Source organism: Vibrio sp. R10-SG3-ISO3 (assembly GCF_059834225.1).
The window spans coordinates 12462-32090 of record NZ_JCBDHE010000016.1 but is presented as its reverse complement, the minus strand read 5'-3'; the positions used below and the strand labels follow the sequence as shown (position 1 = coordinate 32090).

The following is a 19629-nucleotide window of genomic DNA, read 5'->3' as shown; positions in this document are numbered from 1 at the left end:
CATAACCATAAGCTAAGGAGTGGCGTATGAAAACGACAATCGGCCTCTTGCTGCTGCTTACTACTTTTTCGTCTGTTGCCGCCACCTTGCCCCCCTTGCCTACCTCGCAACACACGTCACCGCACAAGCTCTTCCTTTCGAGTGAAAATGACAGCTTAGATTTTGACTCTTGGAAAATTGATGGCGGGTACTCTTATTCTCTGTTCGACAACATCGATCTCTATGTCGGTGCGCGTCTCAATCAAAGTGATACAAGCAGTGAATCAGGATTTCTTAGTGGGGTGAGTTACCAGCTTACGCCGCGTCTCTCAGTGAAAAGTACCTTGCACTCTTACAGCATAGAGAGTGTGGATGAAGGGAAACGTCAGCCAGCGCTCTCAGCCGAAGTATCTAGCCGAATGAAGCTGACTGAAAACCTCGATATTCATGCCACTCTCGATTATCAAGAGTGGCAACAAGGCGTTGAGGTCGGGTTAGGCTTTCGCTTCTAACTCCACTCTAACGCCTCAGAAGACATCAAGACGCCATTCCAATCCGCATAGATATAGTCGCCCGGTTGAATCATCTGGTTTTGTACGGTGAGGGTCACGTTAACTTCACCCGCACCGCGCTTCTCAGTCTTGAAAGGACAGGTACCTAGCGCTTTTATGCCTAGCTCCATTTCAGCCATTGTCGCGACATCACGTACCGCACCATTAACAATGACCCCTTCCCAATTGTTTTCGATCGCCATGATCGCCAATTGATCGCCGAGTAGCGCTTTTTGACACGAACCATGTCCATCGACTACCAGCACCTTTCCGCTGCCATCTTGACTCAGCATGTCTCGCACTTTGGAATTGTCGTGATAACAACGAATAGTGACGATCTCTCCCCAAAAAGCCAACTTACGGCCAAAGCTTTGAAGCGGTAACTCAAGCAGTGTCACTTTGTCTTCGTGCTGATCACAAATATCAGGCGTAATATCCATTGTATATCCTCCATGAAACATTCAATTGTTAAAACTGATTCTCTGACGTTCGCTTCGTAACCCCAGAGGGTAAATCGACCTTTATAGGCATCGAGTGCGCCACTGCCCTAGCGATTCTTGTCGACCATCAGGCAAACAAGATACCAAGATCAACGTCTCTCCTTGGACGTAGTAAATGGCATTTTGCCCAAAACGGTTGGCCAATGAAAGCGCGGTTTGCATCGGCATCGTCACCGCCAGGCTCTCTTCGCTCCATTCAAAACGGCTATCCCCTACCAAGACTTCACTCCATGCTGCGCCGCCTAGACTTGTGATCATCGCCTGCTGCCGAAGGCGATTTTGCTCTAAGGTAAGGCGTTGGCTGGCGGGGTTCCACGCCGTCACGATGGCGAACGCATCAACAGGTGGCGTACTGATAAATCGGAAAAATGGCTCGCGATAGGCTTGCCACAGCTGAGCATTGATTGTCATATCGTCAACAGTTTTACATTTACTCGAGACTATTAATATTTGTTACATTAGAACTCTTGATATAAATCAACAAAGTGATTGGAATTAACATTTCTGCATTGTTAGCATGCTGTTAACATTATAGAATCCGCTTCAACGACTAATGGGATACAGAGGACTAAGGGACCTCGCTGCAAGTCTGTTAGACACCAAGGATGGCGGGCAACTAAAGGCAGTGTAATTTTAAAGTCTTTGGTTTATTATCAACAAGACATTACCTGTATGTTATGTTTTTGCCTAGAATTTATTCTATTAGCACAGTTTTTTCACAAGTTTAGGTACCGCCAATGCAAACCCCGCACATTCTTATTGTTGAAGATGAGCAAGTAACTCGTAACACTCTAAAGAGTATTTTTGAAGCAGAGGGATACGCTGTTTTTGAGGCCAGTGACGGTGAAGAGATGCACCAGGTTCTGTCTGAGAGCCATGTAAATCTGGTGATCATGGATATTAACCTGCCTGGTAAAAACGGCCTGCTACTGGCTCGTGAGCTGCGCGAACAAGCCAATGTGGCACTGATGTTCCTAACAGGTCGTGACAATGAAGTGGATAAAATTCTAGGCCTAGAAATCGGTGCGGATGATTACATCACCAAACCATTTAACCCACGTGAATTGACCATTCGCGCGCGCAACCTGCTTAATCGTTCGATGAACGCCAGTGCCGTGCAAGAAGAAAAACGTAGCGTTGAGAAGTACCAGTTCAATGGTTGGGTACTGGACATCAACAGCCGCTCACTGGTGAGCCCAAGTGGCGATGGCTACAAGCTGCCTCGTTCAGAATTCCGTGCCCTACTGCACTTCTGTGAGAACCCAGGTAAGATCCAAACTCGCGCTGATCTTCTGAAGAAAATGACCGGCCGTGAGCTTAAGCCTCATGACCGTACTGTTGATGTTACGATTCGTCGTATTCGTAAGCACTTTGAATCGGTATCAGGCACGCCTGAAATCATCGCGACTATTCACGGTGAAGGTTACCGTTTCTGCGGTGATTTAGAAGAGTAATCGACATCTCGCAGTCAACATAAAAAATGGAGCCTAAGGGCTCCATTTTTGTTGGGTATTTTTGTTATGTATCGCTCGGTTGGATCAGCCTTTTCCACCACGGATGGCTTGAATGATTTCTGTGGTCGAGCAACCGTCTTCAAAATTGAGCACTTTGACTTCACCGCCGTTAGCAATCACCTCAACTCCACCAGCAATCTCTTCAGGCTTGTAATCACCGCCTTTGACAAGCAGATCCGGCAATACCGTGGCAATCAGGCGTTGTGGGGTATCTTCACTAAACGGTACTACCCAGTCGACGGCACCAAGTCCTGCCAGTACAGCCATGCGGCGATCAGTTGGGTTGACAGGTCGACCTGGACCTTTAAGGCGTTTTACCGACTCATCAGTATTGACGGCTACGATCAAACGATCGCCGAGCTCCGCTGCGTGATTGAGGTAAGAGACATGGCCGGCGTGCAAAATATCGAAACAGCCATTGGTCATGACCACTTTCTCGCCTTTCTGTTGCGCCTGCTTAACGGCAGTAATTAACGCTTTCTCGCTGATCACACCGTAATCGGTATCTTGGCTGCCATGTACAGCTTCGGCAAGCTCGATGGTTGATACCGTAGAAGTACCCAGCTTACCCACCACAACGCCTGCGGCGGCATTGGCCAACGCACACGCTTCATCCAACGCTTTCCCTGACGCAACGGAGGCAGCCAACACGGAAATCACCGTATCGCCGGCACCCGTCACATCAAACACTTCTTTCGCTTGAGTGGGAAGATGGAATGGCGCTTGACCGCGACGTAGCAAGGTCATACCGTGCTCACTGCGCGTCACCAAGAGTGCGTCCAAGTCAAACTGCTCGATAAGGGCTAAGCCCTTTTCCACCAAGTCGTCATCGGACTTCACTTTACCTACCACATGCTCAAACTCTGCCATGTTAGGTGTCAACAAAGTTGCGCCGCGGTAGCGTTCAAAATCTGCGCCTTTCGGGTCGATAAAGACAGGCACGTTCGCCGCTCGCGCTTTTTGAATGTACTGCTGGACGTGCTCGAGCGCGCCTTTGGCGTAATCCGATAACACCACCGCTTTGACGTTGGGCAGTGCATTCTCCATACGAGCAAGCACTAATGACGGGTCAACACCTTCAAACTTGTCTTCAAAATCGAGACGAATCAGTTGTTGCCCTCGGCTCATCACGCGCAGTTTTGTGATGGTTGGATACTCGGCCAAACCAACAAAATCGCAGGTCACGTTCAGCGCCGTCAGCGTCTCACTCAACACCTGAGCTGGCTCATCAATACCCGTTAGACCGACGATGTGCGCATGTCCGCCGAGTGACGCAATGTTCATAGCGACGTTGGCGGCCCCACCTGGACGCTCTTCGTTATTTTCTACTTTAACCACAGGCACCGGTGCTTCTGGTGAAATACGGCCAGTCGGTCCGTACCAGTAGCGATCCAGCATCACATCACCAATGATTAAGACACCAGAATCCTTGTAGTTCGGCAGGATAGGTTTCATCAACGATCTCCAAAATTAAATTCTCGCGAGAGTTTAGCACAGCGTTATACCACCCTAAACCCTTGCCTTAATGCCAAATTGTCGGAATTAGGCGATTTTTCTGCCAGCCACCGCGTATCGGCTTTGTCACTTTAGTAAACCTTAGGAGGCCGACTCCAAACTTAACCACTGCGCCCATATTCTCTGCACCAGCGCACGCTCATCGGTAAATTTATCTTGCGTGACATCGGCGTCAAGGTTGAGCAGATTGCGGTGATGAATTTGGTCGCGCATGGTGGTGTAGGCGTGAGTCAGCGCCTGCGCCGCCGAATCCTCAAGCACACCTTGCGCCATCATGGATTCGAAAATACGGACGTTATCACTCCAACGCGTGAGTTTTGGCTTCTCATGGCTATAGCGAAGCACCAAATATTGCGCCAAAAACTCCACATCCGTGATACCGCCTGGGTCTTGTTTGAGCATAAAGCGGCCAGGCTTTTTCCCACCCAGATGATCGCGCATTTTTTCTCGCATCTCGGCGACGTCTTTGCGCAAACTGGCTTCATCGCGCGGCGTCGCCAAGACCTCATGGCGCGTTTTAGCAAATGCAGCCTGTAGCGGCTCATCACCGTAAATCATGCGGGCGCGCACTAGAGCTTGATGCTCCCATGTCCACGCCTCTTGATGCTGATATTCATCAAAGGCGTCGGCAGGGCTAACCAGTAAACCAGAGATGCCGGATGGCCTTAAGCGGGTATCCACTTCATACAAAATCCCCGAGGCTGTGCGGGTTGAGAAAATATGGATAATGCGCTGGGCAAGGCGCAGATAAAACTGGCGCCCATCAATCTCTTTTGCGCCATCGGTGTAGACGTTCACTGGGCAATCGTGCATGAACACGATATCCAGATCCGAGTTGTAGCCCAGCTCCCAGCCTCCCACTTTGCCATAGCCAATGACCGCAAAGCCTTTGCCCTCTCTCTCTTTGAGATGCGTCGGCTCACCGTACTTCTCAGCCATTTGTAGCCAAGCTTGATGGACGACCGACTCAACAATAGCTTCGGCTAGGTAGGTTAAGTGGTCACTCACTTTCATGACAGGCAAGACACCGGCAATATCGGCGGCGGCAATACGCAAGATGCAAATCTGTTTAAATTGACGCAGCGCCTCCATCTGCTGCTCCATATCATCCTCTGGAATACGGGCAAGAAAGTCGCGCAATTCGGTGCGATAACTATCAAGTGGGACGGGGTTATACAGCTGCTGAGGGTCAATCAGTTCGTCAAGCAAGATCGGATAGCGACCCAACTGCTCCGATATCATGGGACTGGCGGTACACAAACGCACCAGTTGCGTCAACGCGGCAGGATGTTCATCCAACAGCTCAAGATAGGTGGTGCGTGTGACAATTTTATGCAATAGATGCAGCACTCTAGGTAAACCGAACTCTGCATCCTGATGTGAATAGATCGCAGCAAAGATCTTGGGCATCAAACGGTTGAGTACCTCACGCCCACGTGGGCCCAAGGTTTTTTTCGCCAAATCATGCTTAAATTGAATGATGGTCATCGCCATCGCACTGGCTTCTTCTCGCCCGATGTCATGAGATAAAATATGCTCCATCACATCCGGTTTTTCTGCCATATCCCACAGCTCATGAAAATGCTTGGCGACATCGCTCTGCTCATGCTCTTCTTCATCGTCACCAATTAATGCCTGAAACACATGGTGAACCCGCTGCATGTGCGCTTCTACCTCGCGCGTTAGTGCAGGCCAGTCAGCAAAGCCCATCGCCGTTGCTAACTGACACTGCTCAAGGTCAGACTCTGGCAAGGTTTGCGTCTGTTTGTCGGCCATCGCTTGGAGCAGGTTCTCCAAACGACGCAGAAAATGATACGCCTGAGTGAGATGAGTCACTTCATCCCTTGAGAGCAACGCCAGTGCTTCAATCCCCTCTAAGGTGACTAACAATCCACGCTGCCTTAAGCTCGGCTCTCGGCCCCCACGGATCAACTGGAACACTTGGGCGATAAATTCGATTTCGCGGATACCACCAGCCCCTAGCTTGATATTGTTACTCAGCCCACGGCGGCGTACTTCACTGCTGATCATGGATTTCATTCGGCGCAGCGATTGAATGGCACTAAAATCGATATAACGACGGAAAACAAAGGGTCGCAACATCTCTCGCAGCGCTTGATATTCGGGATACATCTCCCGCCCCATCACTCGCGCTTTGATCATCGCGTAGCGCTCCCAATCACGCCCCTGCTCTTGGTAGTAATCTTCCAACGCGGCAAAGCTCATCACCAAAGGACCACTTTCGCCGAAAGGGCGCAAGCGCATGTCAACGCGGTAACAAAAACCGTCAAAGGTGTGTTGATCGAGCGCTTTGATAATTCGCTGGCCCAAACGGGTAAAAAACTGAGCGTTAGCAATCGAACGACGGGCGCCTTGGGTTTCCCCGTTTTCTGGATAGGTAAAAATCAGATCGATATCGGATGAGAAGTTGAGCTCACCACCGCCAAGCTTACCCATACCAATGATCAACATCGGCTGTGGCTTCCCCGTCTCATCACAAGGCGTCCCCCACAATTCGCAGCACGCTTTGTATTGCCATTGATAGGTTTCAACAATCATCGCCTCAGCCAGTTCCGAAAGATGACTCAGGCTCTCTTGCAGTGTCCAACTCTGACAAAAGTCTCGCCAAGCGATGTAGGTCATTTCACGACGACGAAACTGTCTTAAGACTCGCTGTCCTTGCATCTCATCGGAACAGGTTTCAAGTTGCGCGCAAAGATCTGTGCGATAGTGCTGCTTGCGATCCTGCTCGGCAAGCATCTCTGGCAGCTGACGCAGCAGTGACTCATCTTTGGTCAGATTGTCTGCGACGAACTGACTTAACCCTAGGACGTACTTGAGCGACTCGAGCAACGCGGCTGGCCATTGCGCCAATGCCTCACTGGGCAGCGCCGCGAACGCTTTATCACTAAGAGGAGACAACGAGGAAGGCAAATGCATGAGGAGTCCTTACAATCGAATGCATAAAAAACCGAAGACGTTAGTTATACCAGACTTGCGTCAATAAAAAACGCCCATGCGTAGGCGATGGGCGTTGGTTCAATCAATTTTATTGGTCGTTGCGCGATTTATTCGTCAGACACGGAAAGAGGTAATTTTTTCATCCAACTCTTCAGCGTTGCGCTGCATCATTTCTGACGTCTCAAGCAGTTCCGTTACCACCACCACAGAGGCTTCCACCAGCTCACGAACATTGGTCAGGTTCTGGTTCATCTCTTCCGCCACGCTGCTTTGTTGGCCCGCTGCCGTCGCAATTTGGAAGTTCATATCATTGATTTGGTTAACTTGCGATACGATACCATCCAGCTCACCGCCAGCATTGGTGACCAATTCCACCCCTTCTGCCGCTTCAACAACACTCTTTTCCATCAACTCAACCGCCGAGGATGCGCTGCTTTGCAACTGAGAAATCATATCTTGGATCTCGACCGTCGCTTGCTGTGTGCGCTGCGCCAGATTACGGACTTCATCCGCAACCACAGCAAAACCGCGCCCGGCTTCGCCGGCACGCGCCGCTTCAATCGCCGCGTTCAATGCCAAAAGGTTGGTTTGCTCTGAAATTCCTTGAATGGTGCCGACAACACTGCCGATGGCTTCAACGCTCTCTTCGACCTCGTTAACGGCCTGCGCTGAGGCAGCGATGTCTTTCGACAACGCACTGATTTTATCGACCGTACCTTTCACAAAGTGTTGACCGCTTTGCGCTTGCCCTGTCGCACTTTCCGTCAGTGCAGAAGCATTCTGTGCATGATCAGCTACGGTTTGCACCGTTGAGGTCATTTCACTCATCGCCGTGGCTAATTGGTCAATTTCATTAAACTCTTCTTGCGCCGACTCTTTCGTCTCAGACATGCTAAGAGTCATCACTTCAGTCATCGTTGAGAGCTCTTGCGAGGCCTCTACTTGCAGTTTGATCACCTCTTGCAACTGACGGCGTGTTTTTTCTAGCTCACGCGCCACATCGCCATATTCATCTTTGCAGTCCATTTCAATCGGATTGGAGAGATCGCGATTCGCCATTTGTTTGATTGAATCATTCAAATACTGAGTTTGGCGCAGCATAATACGAGCAGCAAAGAGCAAAATAACGACAAAGACGCCAATCAAAATTACAGTTTGCCAAGCCACTTGTACTAAGTAGGCTTGATAATGCGCTTGCGCCACTTGGGCATTTTGAGTGGCGGCGAGCAAGGAGTCGTGGAAAGTACTGGCATCCCACAACTGTTTAGCCACGATAAGGACGGTACTGAATACCATCAGTAGCACCATTTTGGGGATCAAACGGACGTTCGTTATCGCTCGCTCCCATGGCTTAAATGCCATTTTGGTCATTGTTCGTTCTCCGCTAAGTCAACTATGATACGGTGTGATTGAGTACTTATCAGACACTTAATGCTTATCGCTGCCTACCGCGAGGGAACGGTCGCACTCATATTATTTATTTCGAGCCTCGTATGAAAAGAGATGATACCAAAGACGATACGAAACCAATGAGCTTACTGTCACTAATTTTGTCTTTCGTCGCACTATTTGTGATTTCAGGCTTATTGTTCTTTCCAGTCAGTCAAGAAACTCGACAAGTCCTTATCGGCTTGGACTTCGCAATCTGTAGCATATTTATCCTGCAGTTGAGCATAGATTTGATCCGTGCAACAGATCGCGTGAAATACATGAAACGCCATTGGATCGATTTTGTCGCCAGCATCCCGATGATTGAACCCCTGCGCTACGCACGTCTGTTTCACATCATGCGCGTGATCTTGGTGATCCGCGCCAGTAAGCACATCTTGCGTCAGATCTTAAGTAATCGTCATGAAATGACCTTAGCGTCGATCTTATTGCTGTTGATCGTTTTACTTACGGTTGGTTCAAGTATGATGCTGTTGATTGAAGGGGGATCAGATCACGCCAATATTCAATCCGGTGGGGATGCCCTGTGGTGGGCATTGGTCACCATCTCTACCGTTGGCTATGGCGATCACTTTCCCGTCACCCATGGCGGTAAGATCTTAGCGTCGGCCCTGATCATCTGTGGAGTAGGCTTGTTCGGTATGATCTCAGGGCTTATCACTTCGTTGATCACCTCGCCGTCCAAGTTGCAAGCCAAACGATCTGAGCACAAAGAACAACTACTCAAAGAGATTCTCGCCAATCAACGAGCCATCATTAAACGGCTCGATACATTGGAGAATAAAACGCAAAAAGCTACTCCCCAGACAACAAAAAGGGAGCCTTAAGCTCCCCAGTGATGGTGATGATGCGAGACTAGTGGCGCCAATAAGGCTGGGCCTCTAAGCAGATGATTCGCGTCTGCTCCATCGCATGCAAAATGGAGTTTTCTTGGCGAGTTAGCCAACGCAACAGTTGCTCGCGCTGCTCACCCTCTAATTTGTTGCTAAGTTGATCCAGCGTTTCAAGGGTCAGCAAATCATCGATGCCATGCAGCAAGTCACTCCAAGGCAAGCGGAAGCTGTTGCGCTCATCGACATTGAACAAGCTAGCAAAACTCACCCCTGTGTATAGATTGCGCATCAGATGGTACTGCTGCTCCACATACGCCGGCGCGTTGAGATCTTGCTCAGGCGAGAACACCTCAAGCAACTGTGACCAGGTTTTATCGAGCTGGGCGACAGCAAAGCGCTCTACACCCTCAGCCATCTCTTCACGGGCTTTCTCATCTAAAAACGGCTGCCAGCCGCGAGTCAAAATCCAACGGCTTAAATCCAGCAGCAAACCGGCGTAGCGGGCGGAATGAATCAGAGCCAACATCTCTTCTCTGTCAGGCAACTGCTGCTGAATCTCTTTCAGCTCTGCGACAAGGAACTTACGTGCCTCTAGTTTACGTAACGCGTGCCCTTTATCTTCCAGCAGCTCTTCAAGGTAATCGTACTGCTTAAGCCACTCTAAGCTTTGTTCAAGCCATTTGAGCTCTTGTCGAACCAGGGCGCTGGCACGACGTGGCACCACATCGCGATAGACGGTCAATACTTGGCGAATAAAACTGATGGCGTTTTTGATTTCATGCAGCGCATCAATCGACTCGCGCTCAGAGTAAATCTGCTCATGGTAGTGCCAGTGCGACAACGCATGCTCAAGCGACTGGACAAAACAGGTCTCTACGCTGTCTTTTTGCTGTGTCTCAACCAAACTTAGCGGTTTCACTTCGTCACCTTGGTAGCCAGATGCTAAGCGATAACCTTTGGCCGCTTTGCTTAAGTTGCCTAAGCGCATCCCTCCTTGCTCTGACAAGCTGCGCGCTAAGGTAAAGAGGGCATCGGTCTGGCCTGATTTCAGCTCCAGTTCCACTTCGCAAATCGGCGCGGTTAAATCCCCTGATTCGACACACCCTAGATCAAACGCCACTTCAATTTGGCTGCCATCTGGCATGCCAACCAGCCATTGCTCACGGGTAAAGTTGGTCGAGAAGAGAGGAGCGATTTGAGATTGCAGTTCCTCAATCGCGCGGCCATCGGGCCAGATGTCTTGCGGATGTAAGGTAAGGACGGGATCGTTGCTATTATGTTCTGCATTGTATTCCGGTCTTTGATGAAGCCCGGCGACCACACGTCCTGCGGTTTTGACCGTTTGCACGAACACATCATCATAACGACGAATTCTTAATCCAATATCATGTTGACGTAGCCAGTTGTCCGGGGTGTCAAAGTAAGTATTCCCTAACTCACGACAACTGTGCTGAAGTACTTTTGTTAACGCTATTTTTTCTCTTAACGTCTCTGAAAATTCAGGTGAAACAAAAAACTTCAGTTCTATCTCGGTTTCCATAGTGTTACCTTTTAACGCAGATAGCCAAAGGATATTGCCTATTTTCTTACTCGGCAAGAGAGAAATATCGCCCCATTGATGATCTAAAACAGTTTAAATGCACACTTTAATGGGTTAACATGCGCGCCTTTATAGCCATCGCTCAACATTTCACCATTCTTATTGGTGTCTGTTTTTTCTAGGTTATATTAATTGGGTTGAATGACCATGCCAGTAAATACAATTATGGGGTTATTTGCAAAGTCCCCTATCAAACCTTTGCAGCGCCACGTTGTGTGTGTGAACGAATGTTGCTCGCACCTAGTGAACTTCTTTGAAGTCAGTTCAAAGGGTGACTGGGAGAAAGCCGCAGAAATCCGTGCACAAATTTCTCACCTAGAGAAAGAAGCCGACGTACTAAAGCGCGAGATCCGTCTCAAACTTCCTCGTGGTTTGTTTTTGCCAGTCGACCGCAGCGACATGCTAGAGCTGCTGACTCAACAAGACAAACTGGCCAACCTAGCCAAAGATATTGCTGGTCGTGTCTACGGCCGACAACTGACTATTCCTGAGCCTCTTCAAGAAAACTTCATTGCTTACGTGAAGCGTTGTCTCGACGCCGCAAACCAAGCGCAAGAAGTCATCAATGAGCTCGATGAGTTATTGGAAACTGGATTTAAAGGTCGCGAAGTGACTCTCGTGGCTGAAATGATCCATCAACTGGATGTGATTGAGGACGACACAGACGCGATGCAAATCCAACTTCGCCAACAACTGATGGCGATCGAAAGCGATTTGAATCCGATTGATGTGATGTTCCTTTACAAGATTCTTGAATGGGTCGGTGGTATTGCAGATCAAGCTCAGCGTGTTGGTGCGCGTCTTGAACTCATGCTGTCTCGCTCATAAACATAAGTTAACCAAATAACGAAGAGCATTTTATAAGCACACCCCAGTAAGCGAGCTACACTGAATTCGCTGTGGGGTTTTGTCGTGTCCAATTTGCTCCGCTTGTTATCAACAACTAGGTATTACGATGGATATCCTTGCGAATTACGGCACTGTCCTGATTATTATTGCAGCAGCCTTCGGCTTTTTAATGGCGATTGGTATCGGCGCGAATGACGTCGCGAACGCCATGGGTACCTCGGTAGGTTCAAAAGCACTCACCGTAAAACAAGCGATCATTATCGCGATGATCTTTGAATTTGCCGGTGCCTATTTAGCCGGCGGTGAAGTGACAGATACGATCCGCAAAGGCGTAATCGAAACTTCTCTGTTTGCCAATCAACCTGACGTTCTTGTCTACGGCATGATGTCTGCGTTATTAGCAGCGGGTACATGGTTGCTGCTCGCCTCTTATATGGGTTGGCCAGTATCGACAACTCACTCTATTATCGGCGCCATCATCGGTTTTGCTTGTGTCTCTGTTGGCACAGAAGCAGTGGACTGGGGCAGTGTGAAAGGCATTGTCGGCAGTTGGATCGTTACCCCTGTCATCTCTGGTTTCTTTGCTTACGTTATTTTCGTCAGTGCTCAGCGCCTGATTTTCGATACTGAAAAACCGCTGATCAACGCCAAACGTTTTGTGCCTGTCTACATGTTCATCACCACCATGGTGATTGCGCTTGTGACCATTAAGAAAGGCCTAAAGCACGTCGGTCTTCACCTATCGAACAGCGAAGCGTGGATGTGGTCAGCTGGCTTCTCAGGGCTGGTCATGATTGGTGGTTACCTCTATATCCAGAAGAAATTTGCGAGCCGCGAAGATGACCACGGATTTGCCGGCGTTGAAGGCATCTTCAGTGTCCTGATGGTCATTACTGCGTGTGCGATGGCGTTTGCACACGGTTCGAACGACGTCGCCAACGCGATTGGTCCACTGTCTGCGGTCGTCTCTACGGTCGAGCACATGGGTGAAATCACTGGCAAGAGCACCATTGCTTGGTGGATTCTTCCGCTAGGTGGCTTTGGTATTGTGGTTGGTCTTGCGACATTGGGTCACAAAGTGATGGCAACGGTCGGTACCGGCATTACCGAACTGACGCCAAGCCGCGGCTTCGCTGCGCAGCTCGCTACGGCATGTACTGTGGTATTGGCATCGGGTACTGGTCTGCCTATCTCGACCACTCAAACACTGGTCGGCGCGGTACTGGGTGTCGGCTTTGCTCGCGGCATCGCAGCATTGAACCTAGGCGTGGTACGTAACATCGTTGCGTCTTGGATTGTGACACTCCCAGCCGGTGCACTACTGGCCGTGGTGTTCTACTACGCGATTCAAGCAATGTTTGTCTAAGTCATCTGTCAGCTAAGTCATCTGTCAGTACTGTGTTAGTGGATTCTTACTTCTGTTAATACACTGTCATTATTGACTCAATACCGCAGAAAGGGAGGCTCAGCCTCCCTTCTTTGTTGCGAAGCCCCTAGAAAATTCTTACTATTTGCCCTAGTAAAAATTAGACACAAAAAACTGTTAAAGGATTTACCGTGAAAAAATGGGTTTACCTGCTTTTGGCATCGATTGTGGCGGCCCCTGCCGCGTTTGCTCAAGACCGCTACATCTCTGATCAATTGTTTACTTACATGCACTCAGGACCAAGTAATCAATTTCGTATTATTGGCAGTGTCGATGCGGGCGAAAAAGTGACCTTTATCGAGTCCAATAAAGATTCCGGTTACAGTCACATCCAAGACTCGAAAGGACGCCGAGGATGGGTCGAAAGCCGTTTCGTGACCTCACAAGAGAGCGTGACACTGCGCTTACCTCGCGTAGAAAAAGAGCTGGCAGAAGTGAAAGAGAAGCTTGCCAACGCGCGCGCAAACTCTGATCAAGAAAAAGCGGGCTTGGTCGATTCTCTTGAAACACGCAACCGCCAAATCGCCGACCTAGAAAGCGGATACAGTGAGATGAGTCAGCAACTGACGGCTTCTCAAGAAGAGGTACGCAAGCTAAGAGCACAGCTTGACACCCAAAAAGACGACTTGCTGCTCAAGTACTTTATGTACGGCGGTGGCGTGGCTGGCATTGGCTTGCTGTTGGGTTTGATTCTGCCGCACATTATCCCGCGCAGAAAGCGTTCACCATCGGGCTGGGCGTAATCCCCTACCCCCCTAACCAAGATAACGAAAAGGTCGCCAATGCGACCTTTTCTTTTCCCTCTGTTTTTTACACTAGCCCTAGGGCTACCCTTGCCAATCATACAAGGCTGGGATTTCAATCCTCTCACCCGAGAAACTCACCATACAGTGCTGCGGTTCAATTGACACCAGTTGAACCCCGGTTGCGATCCAGTCTCCCTCTTGATACTCGATACCATTGACCTTAACCCAGCGTTTATCTTGCTTGCTTGAATAGACATGAGTTTGGAAATTGAGCGCGGGTAACTGCCCCGTCCACTTGAGACCTTGCTGCGCGAGTTGACTGACATTCGACGTCGGAGTGGGTGTTGACGACGGTTTGAGGGCACTTTGCACGCGAAGGGCTAACTCGGGCGATAGCTGAGAGAGATCTAAGTCATCAATGAAAGGTTGAGGCGAAGCCTGTACTTTAGATTGGCGATATACCAGCTGTGTATCCATTGGTTGACGACCCTCGGCCTCATGGCTACGAGAGTAGCTCGGCACTGCTTGTACATCATAAAGGGTGAGTTCGTACGTCATGGCCAACGCCTGCTCGTCTTGCCAAGGGGTAACACTGAACTCGACAGGGCGCTCAATGACACTAGGCGACGCCGTTTGCTTGAGGAGCCAGTCGGCTTCCACTTGACGGTAGTGACGCTCAACACCCAACCCTACTCCTAGCGAGGCAGGCAGCAATATCAGCAAGCTCATGACCATCATACTTGGGCGCGTTGCAACGCTGTCTATCGGCGAGTTGTTGACATCGCCAGGTGCAGATGCCGCTTGATAGCGATGCTGGGACGCCTTCAAAGCTTTCATCATTTGTGACATCAGCGGTTCTCCTGCGCATCCACGCTGTGATTAGCCATGACCATCCGGGTATCCAACCGCGGAGCCTCATGTAGACTCATCTGCTCAATTTTACGCAGCGTTTTCGAGCCAGCAATCCCATCAACCGTGAGCCCCTGCCAACGTTGGAACAATCTCACTTTTTGCTCTAGCGCCTCATCAAAGCGTGCACTTTGTGTTGAAGGCTGAGCAAGGATTGAGGAGAGATGAGCGTCGAGCGCGGCAATGGCCTTCCCTTCCATGCCAGGCTTGAGCGTGCCTCCCCAATAGCGCCGCCAAATATGTCGATACTCGCCATTCCAACGCCTCTCAAGTTCGGCGCTGGGCAAGGTGTACAACTGCCCGTCAAGCAACAGCGTTGCGTGATCTGAATCGAGTTGATACAACACCACATAACGTGGGGAGTCTGCCTCCCCCAACGTGAGCAGCACTGGGCGATTGGCTTGCACCAAAGTGGCTAAATCCCCTTGAGTCAGTTGGCATTGAAACACGCTTTGCTCATTCTCCAAACAGAGCTTATCCAACACGGATGCCTGATAGCCCCAGACGCGATACAAGTTCGCTAAACCTTGCTCAAGATTGATAGCGGAGTCGAGTGCCGTTTTCAGCGTATCTGGCAGCACATGGTTGATCATCGGTTCACGGTGCTGGATAGGGTGACTGCGGGCGACTTGCTGCGTAATCAGATCATCAGCCCAAAGCGGCGCACTTTGATAACCCACAACACTTAACGCGATACCTATTGCAGCCGCAAACCAATAGGGTGCACCTGAGGCTCTTACCGAATGGCGAGGGCGAGTGACTTGAAACGAAGGCTGGAAGCTCATCACCTCATCACAGGCACGCTGCACACTGTCATGGCTAGGCTTTAGCTCACCGCTCGAGTAGGCATGACGCAGCGCCGCGTCACACACCAAGTTGATCAACCTTGGGATCCCTTGCGTTTGGGTGGCGATCCACTTGAGCGAGCGCGAAGAGAAAAGATCAGGATCGCCGCCGGCGAGTGTCAGCCGATGACGAACATAGTTCGCGGTTTCGGCACCGTCTAGAGGGAGCAAATGGTAGCGGCCCGTGATCCTTTGCGCCAACTGACGCAAGATCGGCATTTGCAATTTTTGCTGTAACTCAGGCTGACCAATTAATAACACTTTCAATAGCTTGTGCTGCTCGGTTTCAAGGTTGGTCAATAGGCGCAGCTGCTCAAGCACTTGCGAACTGAGGTGCTGAGCTTCATCAATCACCAACAAGGTTTGTCGACCTTGCGCGTAACTCTCAATTAAAAACTGGTGGATGGCCTGACTCAATTGCTTCAGTGAGGCGTCATGAGAATAGGCAATGGAGAACTCATCACAGATGGCTTCTAGCAACTCTGATTCGGAAAAGGTTGGGTTGAGTATAAAACCAGCTTGCAGGCGTCCTTGATCGACGATCACATCCAAGTCATTCAACATCGCCTTGGCCACTGTGGTTTTGCCCGTCCCCACTTCTCCGGTTAACATGGCAAAACCGCCCCCTTCCCCTAAACCAGAGGTGAGGCGAAAGATCGCTTCTTTGTGACGCTGGCTGAGATAGAGAAAACGAGAGCTAGGCACAATCGAGAAAGGGAACTCATGAAAAGCAAAGTGGTGTTTGTACATGCATCTCGTCTCTGAGTGGGTGGCGACTATTTGTTGCTGGGCATTTGTTGATAAGAAAAGTACCATTGCACACCCAATTAGCCAACGGCTATGTTTTAAAATGAGAAGGAGTGGCCATGAAACGATACCTTGTCGGTGGCGCGGTACGCGATCACCTGCTCAATATTGACGTTTACGATCAGGATTGGGTGATCGTTGGGGCCACACCCGATGATCTTATCGCGCAAGGCTACACCCCCGTAGGTAAAGAGTTCCCTGTCTTTCTTCACCCTAAGACGAAGCAAGAGTACGCGCTTGCACGCACAGAGCGGAAAACCGGTGCGGGCTACACTGGCTTTGATTGCTACTTCGCACCGGATGTGACGCTCGAAGAGGATTTACGCCGCCGCGATTTGACCATTAACGCCATCGCGCAAGACAGTGAGGGACAGCTGATTGATCCCTACGGTGGCCTAAACGACATCGAGCTGCGCCAACTTCGTCATGTCTCAGAGGCGTTTGTGGAAGACCCGCTGCGCGTGTTAAGAGTCGCTCGATTCGCAGCAAAACTCCATCATTTAGGCTTTGAGGTCGCTCAAGAAACGCTGGGCTTGATGCGCTCCATTGCCGAGTCGGGAGAACTGTCTCAACTTACCCCTGAGCGAATCTGGCTGGAGTGGCAAAAGTCGCTCACCACAGAGAACCCGCACATTTTTCTTTCCGTACTGCGCGAATGCGGCGCGCTCGCAGTCGTTCTGCCCGAACTTGACGCCCTATTTGGCGTACCGCAACCAGAGCAATGGCACCCAGAAATCGATACTGGTATCCACACGCTAATGGTCGCTGAACGTGCGGCGCGCTTGTCGCCTTCTGCAAGCGTGCGTTTTGCCGCTCAAGTACACGATCTCGGCAAAGGTGTCACGCCGAAAAACGAGTGGCCAAGTCACAAACTGCACTGTCATACCGGGCTCAAATTGATTAGAGGCCTATGTGAACGAGTTAAGATCCCTAATGAATACCGCGATTTGGCGTTGCTCGTCTGCCAATACCACTCCAATATTCATCGCGCCGCTGAGCTCAAGCCGGCAACGCTACTCAAAGTGCTCGATACCTTTGACGTCTGGCGAAAGCCTGAACGATTAGACGATATCCTGCTCTGCTGCATGGCAGATAGCCAGGGAAGAAAAGGCTTTGAGACCGCACCCTATCCACAAAAACTATGGTTCGAACAAGCCTACCAAGCGGCGCTGAGCGTTGAAGTCAAAGACATCATTGCCGCTGGTTATCAAGGTGCAGAGATTCGCCAAGCGCTCAATCAACGCCGCGTCGAAGCGATTGCCCAAAGCAAAGCGAAGCGTCTCTCTAGTGACCAAAACGAAGAGTAGATGCTTAAAAGAAAAATCGTCACCGAAACGAAAAAAGCCTAAGCAACAAGGCTTAGGCTTTCCACTCTACACAGAGTAACGGTTATGCGCTTTGCTCATTGAGTTCCCGCTCATCCGCTTTCTGTTTTAACAAGCGACTGGTAATCGTACCGGCTGTCATCGCGCCTGAGACATTGAGCGCTGTACGTGCCATATCAATCAACGGCTCAATCGAGATCAATAGTGCAGCAATTGTTACCGGCAGCCCCATCGCAGGCAACACAATCAGTGCAGCAAAGGTCGCGCCGCCACCTACACCAGCAATACCGAATGAGCTAATAGTAATGATCGCCACCAACGACAGGATAAAGTTGATGTCCATTGGGTTGATACCAACCGTCGGCGCGACCATCACAGCCAACATCGCCGGATAGATACCCGCACAACCATTTTGACCAATAGTGGCACCAAATGAGGCGGATAAGTTGGCAATCGCAGGCGGCACTTTTAATTTGCTGATTTGCGCTTCAACGTTCAATGGAATGGTCGCTGCCGAGCTGCGTGACGTGAAAGCAAAGGTCAATACTGGCCAGATCTTAGTGAAGTACTCTTTCGGGCTCACGCCAACAAAAGAGACCAACACACCATGCACAAGGAACATCAACGCAATCGCAAAGTAAGAGGCGATGATAAAGCCCAGCAGATTAAGAATATCACTCGCACTTGAGGTCGCGACCACTTTGGCCATCAAAGCGGCAATACCGTAAGGCGTCAGAGCCATGATCATTTTCACTAGGCGCATGACAATGGATTGCACAGCTTCAACAAAGGTACGAATCGGCGCCGCCAGTTCGGTTTTTTCCAACATCACCTTACGCGCGGCAACGCCAGAAAGGATACCGAAGATCACCACGGCGATAATCGAGGTCGAACGCGCACCCGTCAGATCAGCAAAGGGGTTGGTTGGAATAAAGCTGACTAGCATCTGGGGAATCGTCAGGTCACTGACACGATCCATTCGACCTTCTAAGGCAGACAGACGCGCCGCTTCACGCGAACCTTCTGTTAAGCCTTCCGCAGAAAGACCAAAGCCTTGCGTCACTGCAATACCAATCAAAGCAGAAATCGCGGTGGTAAACAGCAGCACGCCAATGGTTAAGCCACTAATTTTGCCAAGGGAGGCCGAGTTCTCAAGCTTCACTACCGCCGCAAACATTGAGACCAGTACCAAAGGCATGATGACCATTTGCAGCAAACCAACATAACCGCGGCCAACCACATTGATCCAGTCTAGGCTCGCACCAATCGCTAGGCTACCTTCACCGTAAATCAGCTGTAACGCTAAACCAAATCCACTACCTAGCACCAATCCAATCAGCACTTGTCTTGATAGTGTTGCGCCTTTTCTTTGCTGAAGATTCAAGAAGAAAAGAAGCGCTGCAAATACCACTAAATTTGCAATCACTGCGACACTCATGATGTTTCCTTTTAACCAACGTTGTTATTTGAATAATGTAAGACAAATACGGTAACGGTTTGTTGGCAAAATAGAAAATACTCAATTTCCATTATCTAGACACTTTAGTTATAGAACTGAGTGCATAATGAACAGCAATGTAAATAAGTCGTAAACATCATTGATAATGTGGATAGAAAAACAAAAACGCCCCACCGAAGTGGAGCGTTTCCAAAAAGCGTTAAAGCTAAGCCTTATTCAATAAAGAATTAAGCTTGACCTTTTACTTCTTTGAGACCGCTTCCTTGAAATATGGAGGTGCACGCTCACCGAGCGTTTCCAAAAAAAAACGCTCCACCGAAGTGGAGCGTTTCTAAAGAGCTTTAAAGCTAGACCTTATTCA

At 49.8% G+C, this 19629-nt stretch carries 16 protein-coding genes; 7 read left to right on the top strand and 9 right to left on the bottom strand.

The genetic code is table 11. The features are described from left to right. Positions 1-26: 26 nt before the first annotated feature. On the top strand, positions 27-491 hold the full coding sequence (locus AC6R1A_RS03605) for a hypothetical protein (RefSeq protein ID WP_500633452.1): 465 nt from the start codon (positions 27-29) through the stop codon (positions 489-491). On the opposite strand, the gene AC6R1A_RS03600 is transcribed toward AC6R1A_RS03605, so the two are convergent. Both AC6R1A_RS03600 and AC6R1A_RS03595 read right to left on the bottom strand, forming a co-directional pair. Continuing rightward, positions 488-970, bottom strand: coding sequence for a putative 4-hydroxy-4-methyl-2-oxoglutarate aldolase (locus AC6R1A_RS03600; RefSeq protein ID WP_500633451.1), 483 nt, complete (start codon positions 968-970; stop codon positions 488-490). The genes AC6R1A_RS03605 and AC6R1A_RS03600 overlap by 4 nt on opposite strands. 81 nt (positions 971-1051) lie before the next feature. Further along, positions 1052-1441 (bottom strand): DUF3293 domain-containing protein, encoded by a 390-nt coding sequence (locus AC6R1A_RS03595; protein WP_500631800.1) that lies wholly within the window; start codon positions 1439-1441, stop codon positions 1052-1054. A gap of 326 nt (positions 1442-1767) precedes the next feature. Here AC6R1A_RS03595 and arcA point away from each other — a divergent pair, with 326 nt between their 5' ends. Then, complete coding sequence (arcA, locus tag AC6R1A_RS03590) at positions 1768-2484, top strand: two-component system response regulator ArcA (protein ID WP_334554234.1); 717 nt, start codon at positions 1768-1770, stop codon at positions 2482-2484. 84 nt (positions 2485-2568) lie between these two features. Here arcA and hldE read toward each other — a convergent pair whose 3' ends face one another. The 3 genes from hldE to AC6R1A_RS03575 form a co-directional block, all read right to left on the bottom strand. Continuing rightward, positions 2569-3999: a bifunctional D-glycero-beta-D-manno-heptose-7-phosphate kinase/D-glycero-beta-D-manno-heptose 1-phosphate adenylyltransferase HldE gene (hldE, locus tag AC6R1A_RS03585; protein WP_500631801.1), complete on the bottom strand. Its 1431-nt coding sequence runs from the start codon at positions 3997-3999 to the stop codon at positions 2569-2571. Between the two features lie 141 nt (positions 4000-4140). After that, positions 4141-6999 carry a bifunctional [glutamate--ammonia ligase]-adenylyl-L-tyrosine phosphorylase/[glutamate--ammonia-ligase] adenylyltransferase gene (gene glnE, locus AC6R1A_RS03580; protein WP_500633450.1) on the bottom strand — a complete coding sequence of 953 codons (2859 nt, stop codon included), beginning with the start codon at positions 6997-6999 and terminating at the stop codon, positions 4141-4143. Between the two features lie 135 nt (positions 7000-7134). Then, a complete protein-coding gene (locus AC6R1A_RS03575) occupies positions 7135-8391 on the bottom strand; it encodes a methyl-accepting chemotaxis protein (protein WP_487901363.1) in 1257 nt (418 codons plus the stop codon). A gap of 122 nt (positions 8392-8513) precedes the next feature. Here AC6R1A_RS03575 and AC6R1A_RS03570 point away from each other — a divergent pair, with 122 nt between their 5' ends. Then, positions 8514-9296, top strand: coding sequence for a potassium channel family protein (locus AC6R1A_RS03570; protein ID WP_500631803.1), 783 nt, complete (start codon positions 8514-8516; stop codon positions 9294-9296). A gap of 28 nt (positions 9297-9324) precedes the next feature. Here the strand turns inward: AC6R1A_RS03570 and AC6R1A_RS03565 are convergent, their stop codons facing one another. Then, a complete protein-coding gene (locus AC6R1A_RS03565; protein WP_500631804.1) occupies positions 9325-10842 on the bottom strand; it encodes a CYTH and CHAD domain-containing protein in 1518 nt (505 codons plus the stop codon). A 207-nt stretch (positions 10843-11049) separates the two neighbouring features. Here AC6R1A_RS03565 and AC6R1A_RS03560 point away from each other — a divergent pair, with 207 nt between their 5' ends. The 3 genes from AC6R1A_RS03560 to AC6R1A_RS03550 all read left to right on the top strand — a co-directional run bounded on the left by AC6R1A_RS03560 (position 11050) and on the right by AC6R1A_RS03550 (position 13920). Next, positions 11050-11730, top strand: coding sequence for a TIGR00153 family protein (locus AC6R1A_RS03560; protein WP_334554222.1), 681 nt, complete (start codon positions 11050-11052; stop codon positions 11728-11730). Between the two features lie 127 nt (positions 11731-11857). Continuing rightward, positions 11858-13117: an inorganic phosphate transporter gene (locus AC6R1A_RS03555; RefSeq protein WP_500626469.1), complete on the top strand. Its 1260-nt coding sequence runs from the start codon at positions 11858-11860 to the stop codon at positions 13115-13117. Positions 13118-13308: 191 nt separating this feature from the next. Continuing rightward, positions 13309-13920 (top strand): TIGR04211 family SH3 domain-containing protein, encoded by a 612-nt coding sequence (locus AC6R1A_RS03550; RefSeq protein ID WP_334554218.1) that lies wholly within the window; start codon positions 13309-13311, stop codon positions 13918-13920. Positions 13921-14004: 84 nt separating this feature from the next. Here AC6R1A_RS03550 and AC6R1A_RS03545 read toward each other — a convergent pair whose 3' ends face one another. Both AC6R1A_RS03545 and AC6R1A_RS03540 read right to left on the bottom strand, forming a co-directional pair. Continuing rightward, a complete protein-coding gene (locus AC6R1A_RS03545; protein ID WP_500633449.1) occupies positions 14005-14772 on the bottom strand; it encodes a general secretion pathway protein GspB in 768 nt (255 codons plus the stop codon). Next, positions 14772-16427 carry an ExeA family protein gene (locus tag AC6R1A_RS03540; RefSeq protein ID WP_500633448.1) on the bottom strand — a complete coding sequence of 552 codons (1656 nt, stop codon included), beginning with the start codon at positions 16425-16427 and terminating at the stop codon, positions 14772-14774. The genes AC6R1A_RS03545 and AC6R1A_RS03540 overlap by 1 nt, the downstream gene beginning before the upstream one ends. A gap of 116 nt (positions 16428-16543) precedes the next feature. Between AC6R1A_RS03540 and AC6R1A_RS03535 the strand changes: the two genes are divergently transcribed. Further along, positions 16544-17791: a multifunctional CCA addition/repair protein gene (locus AC6R1A_RS03535; RefSeq protein ID WP_500633447.1), complete on the top strand. Its 1248-nt coding sequence runs from the start codon at positions 16544-16546 to the stop codon at positions 17789-17791. A gap of 82 nt (positions 17792-17873) precedes the next feature. Here AC6R1A_RS03535 and AC6R1A_RS03530 read toward each other — a convergent pair whose 3' ends face one another. Beyond that, positions 17874-19247: an L-cystine transporter gene (locus tag AC6R1A_RS03530; protein WP_500631808.1), complete on the bottom strand. Its 1374-nt coding sequence runs from the start codon at positions 19245-19247 to the stop codon at positions 17874-17876. Positions 19248-19629 lie beyond the last annotated feature (382 nt).

Excerpts from the sequence above, each read along its gene's own strand:
- AC6R1A_RS03530 (WP_500631808.1), bottom strand. The coding sequence starts at position 19,247 with ATGAGTGTCGCAGTGATTGCAAATTTAGTGGTATTTGCAGCGCTTCTT.
- AC6R1A_RS03565 (WP_500631804.1), bottom strand. The coding sequence starts at position 10,842 with ATGGAAACCGAGATAGAACTGAAGTTTTTTGTTTCACCTGAATTTTCA.
- arcA (WP_334554234.1), top strand. The coding sequence starts at position 1,768 with ATGCAAACCCCGCACATTCTTATTGTTGAAGATGAGCAAGTAACTCGT.
- AC6R1A_RS03600 (WP_500633451.1), bottom strand. The coding sequence starts at position 970 with ATGGATATTACGCCTGATATTTGTGATCAGCACGAAGACAAAGTGACA.
- AC6R1A_RS03555 (WP_500626469.1), top strand. The coding sequence starts at position 11,858 with ATGGATATCCTTGCGAATTACGGCACTGTCCTGATTATTATTGCAGCA.
- glnE (WP_500633450.1), bottom strand. The coding sequence starts at position 6,999 with ATGCATTTGCCTTCCTCGTTGTCTCCTCTTAGTGATAAAGCGTTCGCG.
- AC6R1A_RS03595 (WP_500631800.1), bottom strand. The coding sequence starts at position 1,441 with ATGACAATCAATGCTCAGCTGTGGCAAGCCTATCGCGAGCCATTTTTC.
- AC6R1A_RS03560 (WP_334554222.1), top strand. The coding sequence starts at position 11,050 with ATGCCAGTAAATACAATTATGGGGTTATTTGCAAAGTCCCCTATCAAA.
- AC6R1A_RS03545 (WP_500633449.1), bottom strand. The coding sequence starts at position 14,772 with ATGTCACAAATGATGAAAGCTTTGAAGGCGTCCCAGCATCGCTATCAA.
- AC6R1A_RS03535 (WP_500633447.1), top strand. The coding sequence starts at position 16,544 with ATGAAACGATACCTTGTCGGTGGCGCGGTACGCGATCACCTGCTCAAT.
- hldE (WP_500631801.1), bottom strand. The coding sequence starts at position 3,999 with ATGAAACCTATCCTGCCGAACTACAAGGATTCTGGTGTCTTAATCATT.
- AC6R1A_RS03575 (WP_487901363.1), bottom strand. The coding sequence starts at position 8,391 with ATGACCAAAATGGCATTTAAGCCATGGGAGCGAGCGATAACGAACGTC.
- AC6R1A_RS03570 (WP_500631803.1), top strand. The coding sequence starts at position 8,514 with ATGAAAAGAGATGATACCAAAGACGATACGAAACCAATGAGCTTACTG.
- AC6R1A_RS03540 (WP_500633448.1), bottom strand. The coding sequence starts at position 16,427 with ATGTACAAACACCACTTTGCTTTTCATGAGTTCCCTTTCTCGATTGTG.
- AC6R1A_RS03605 (WP_500633452.1), top strand. The coding sequence starts at position 27 with ATGAAAACGACAATCGGCCTCTTGCTGCTGCTTACTACTTTTTCGTCT.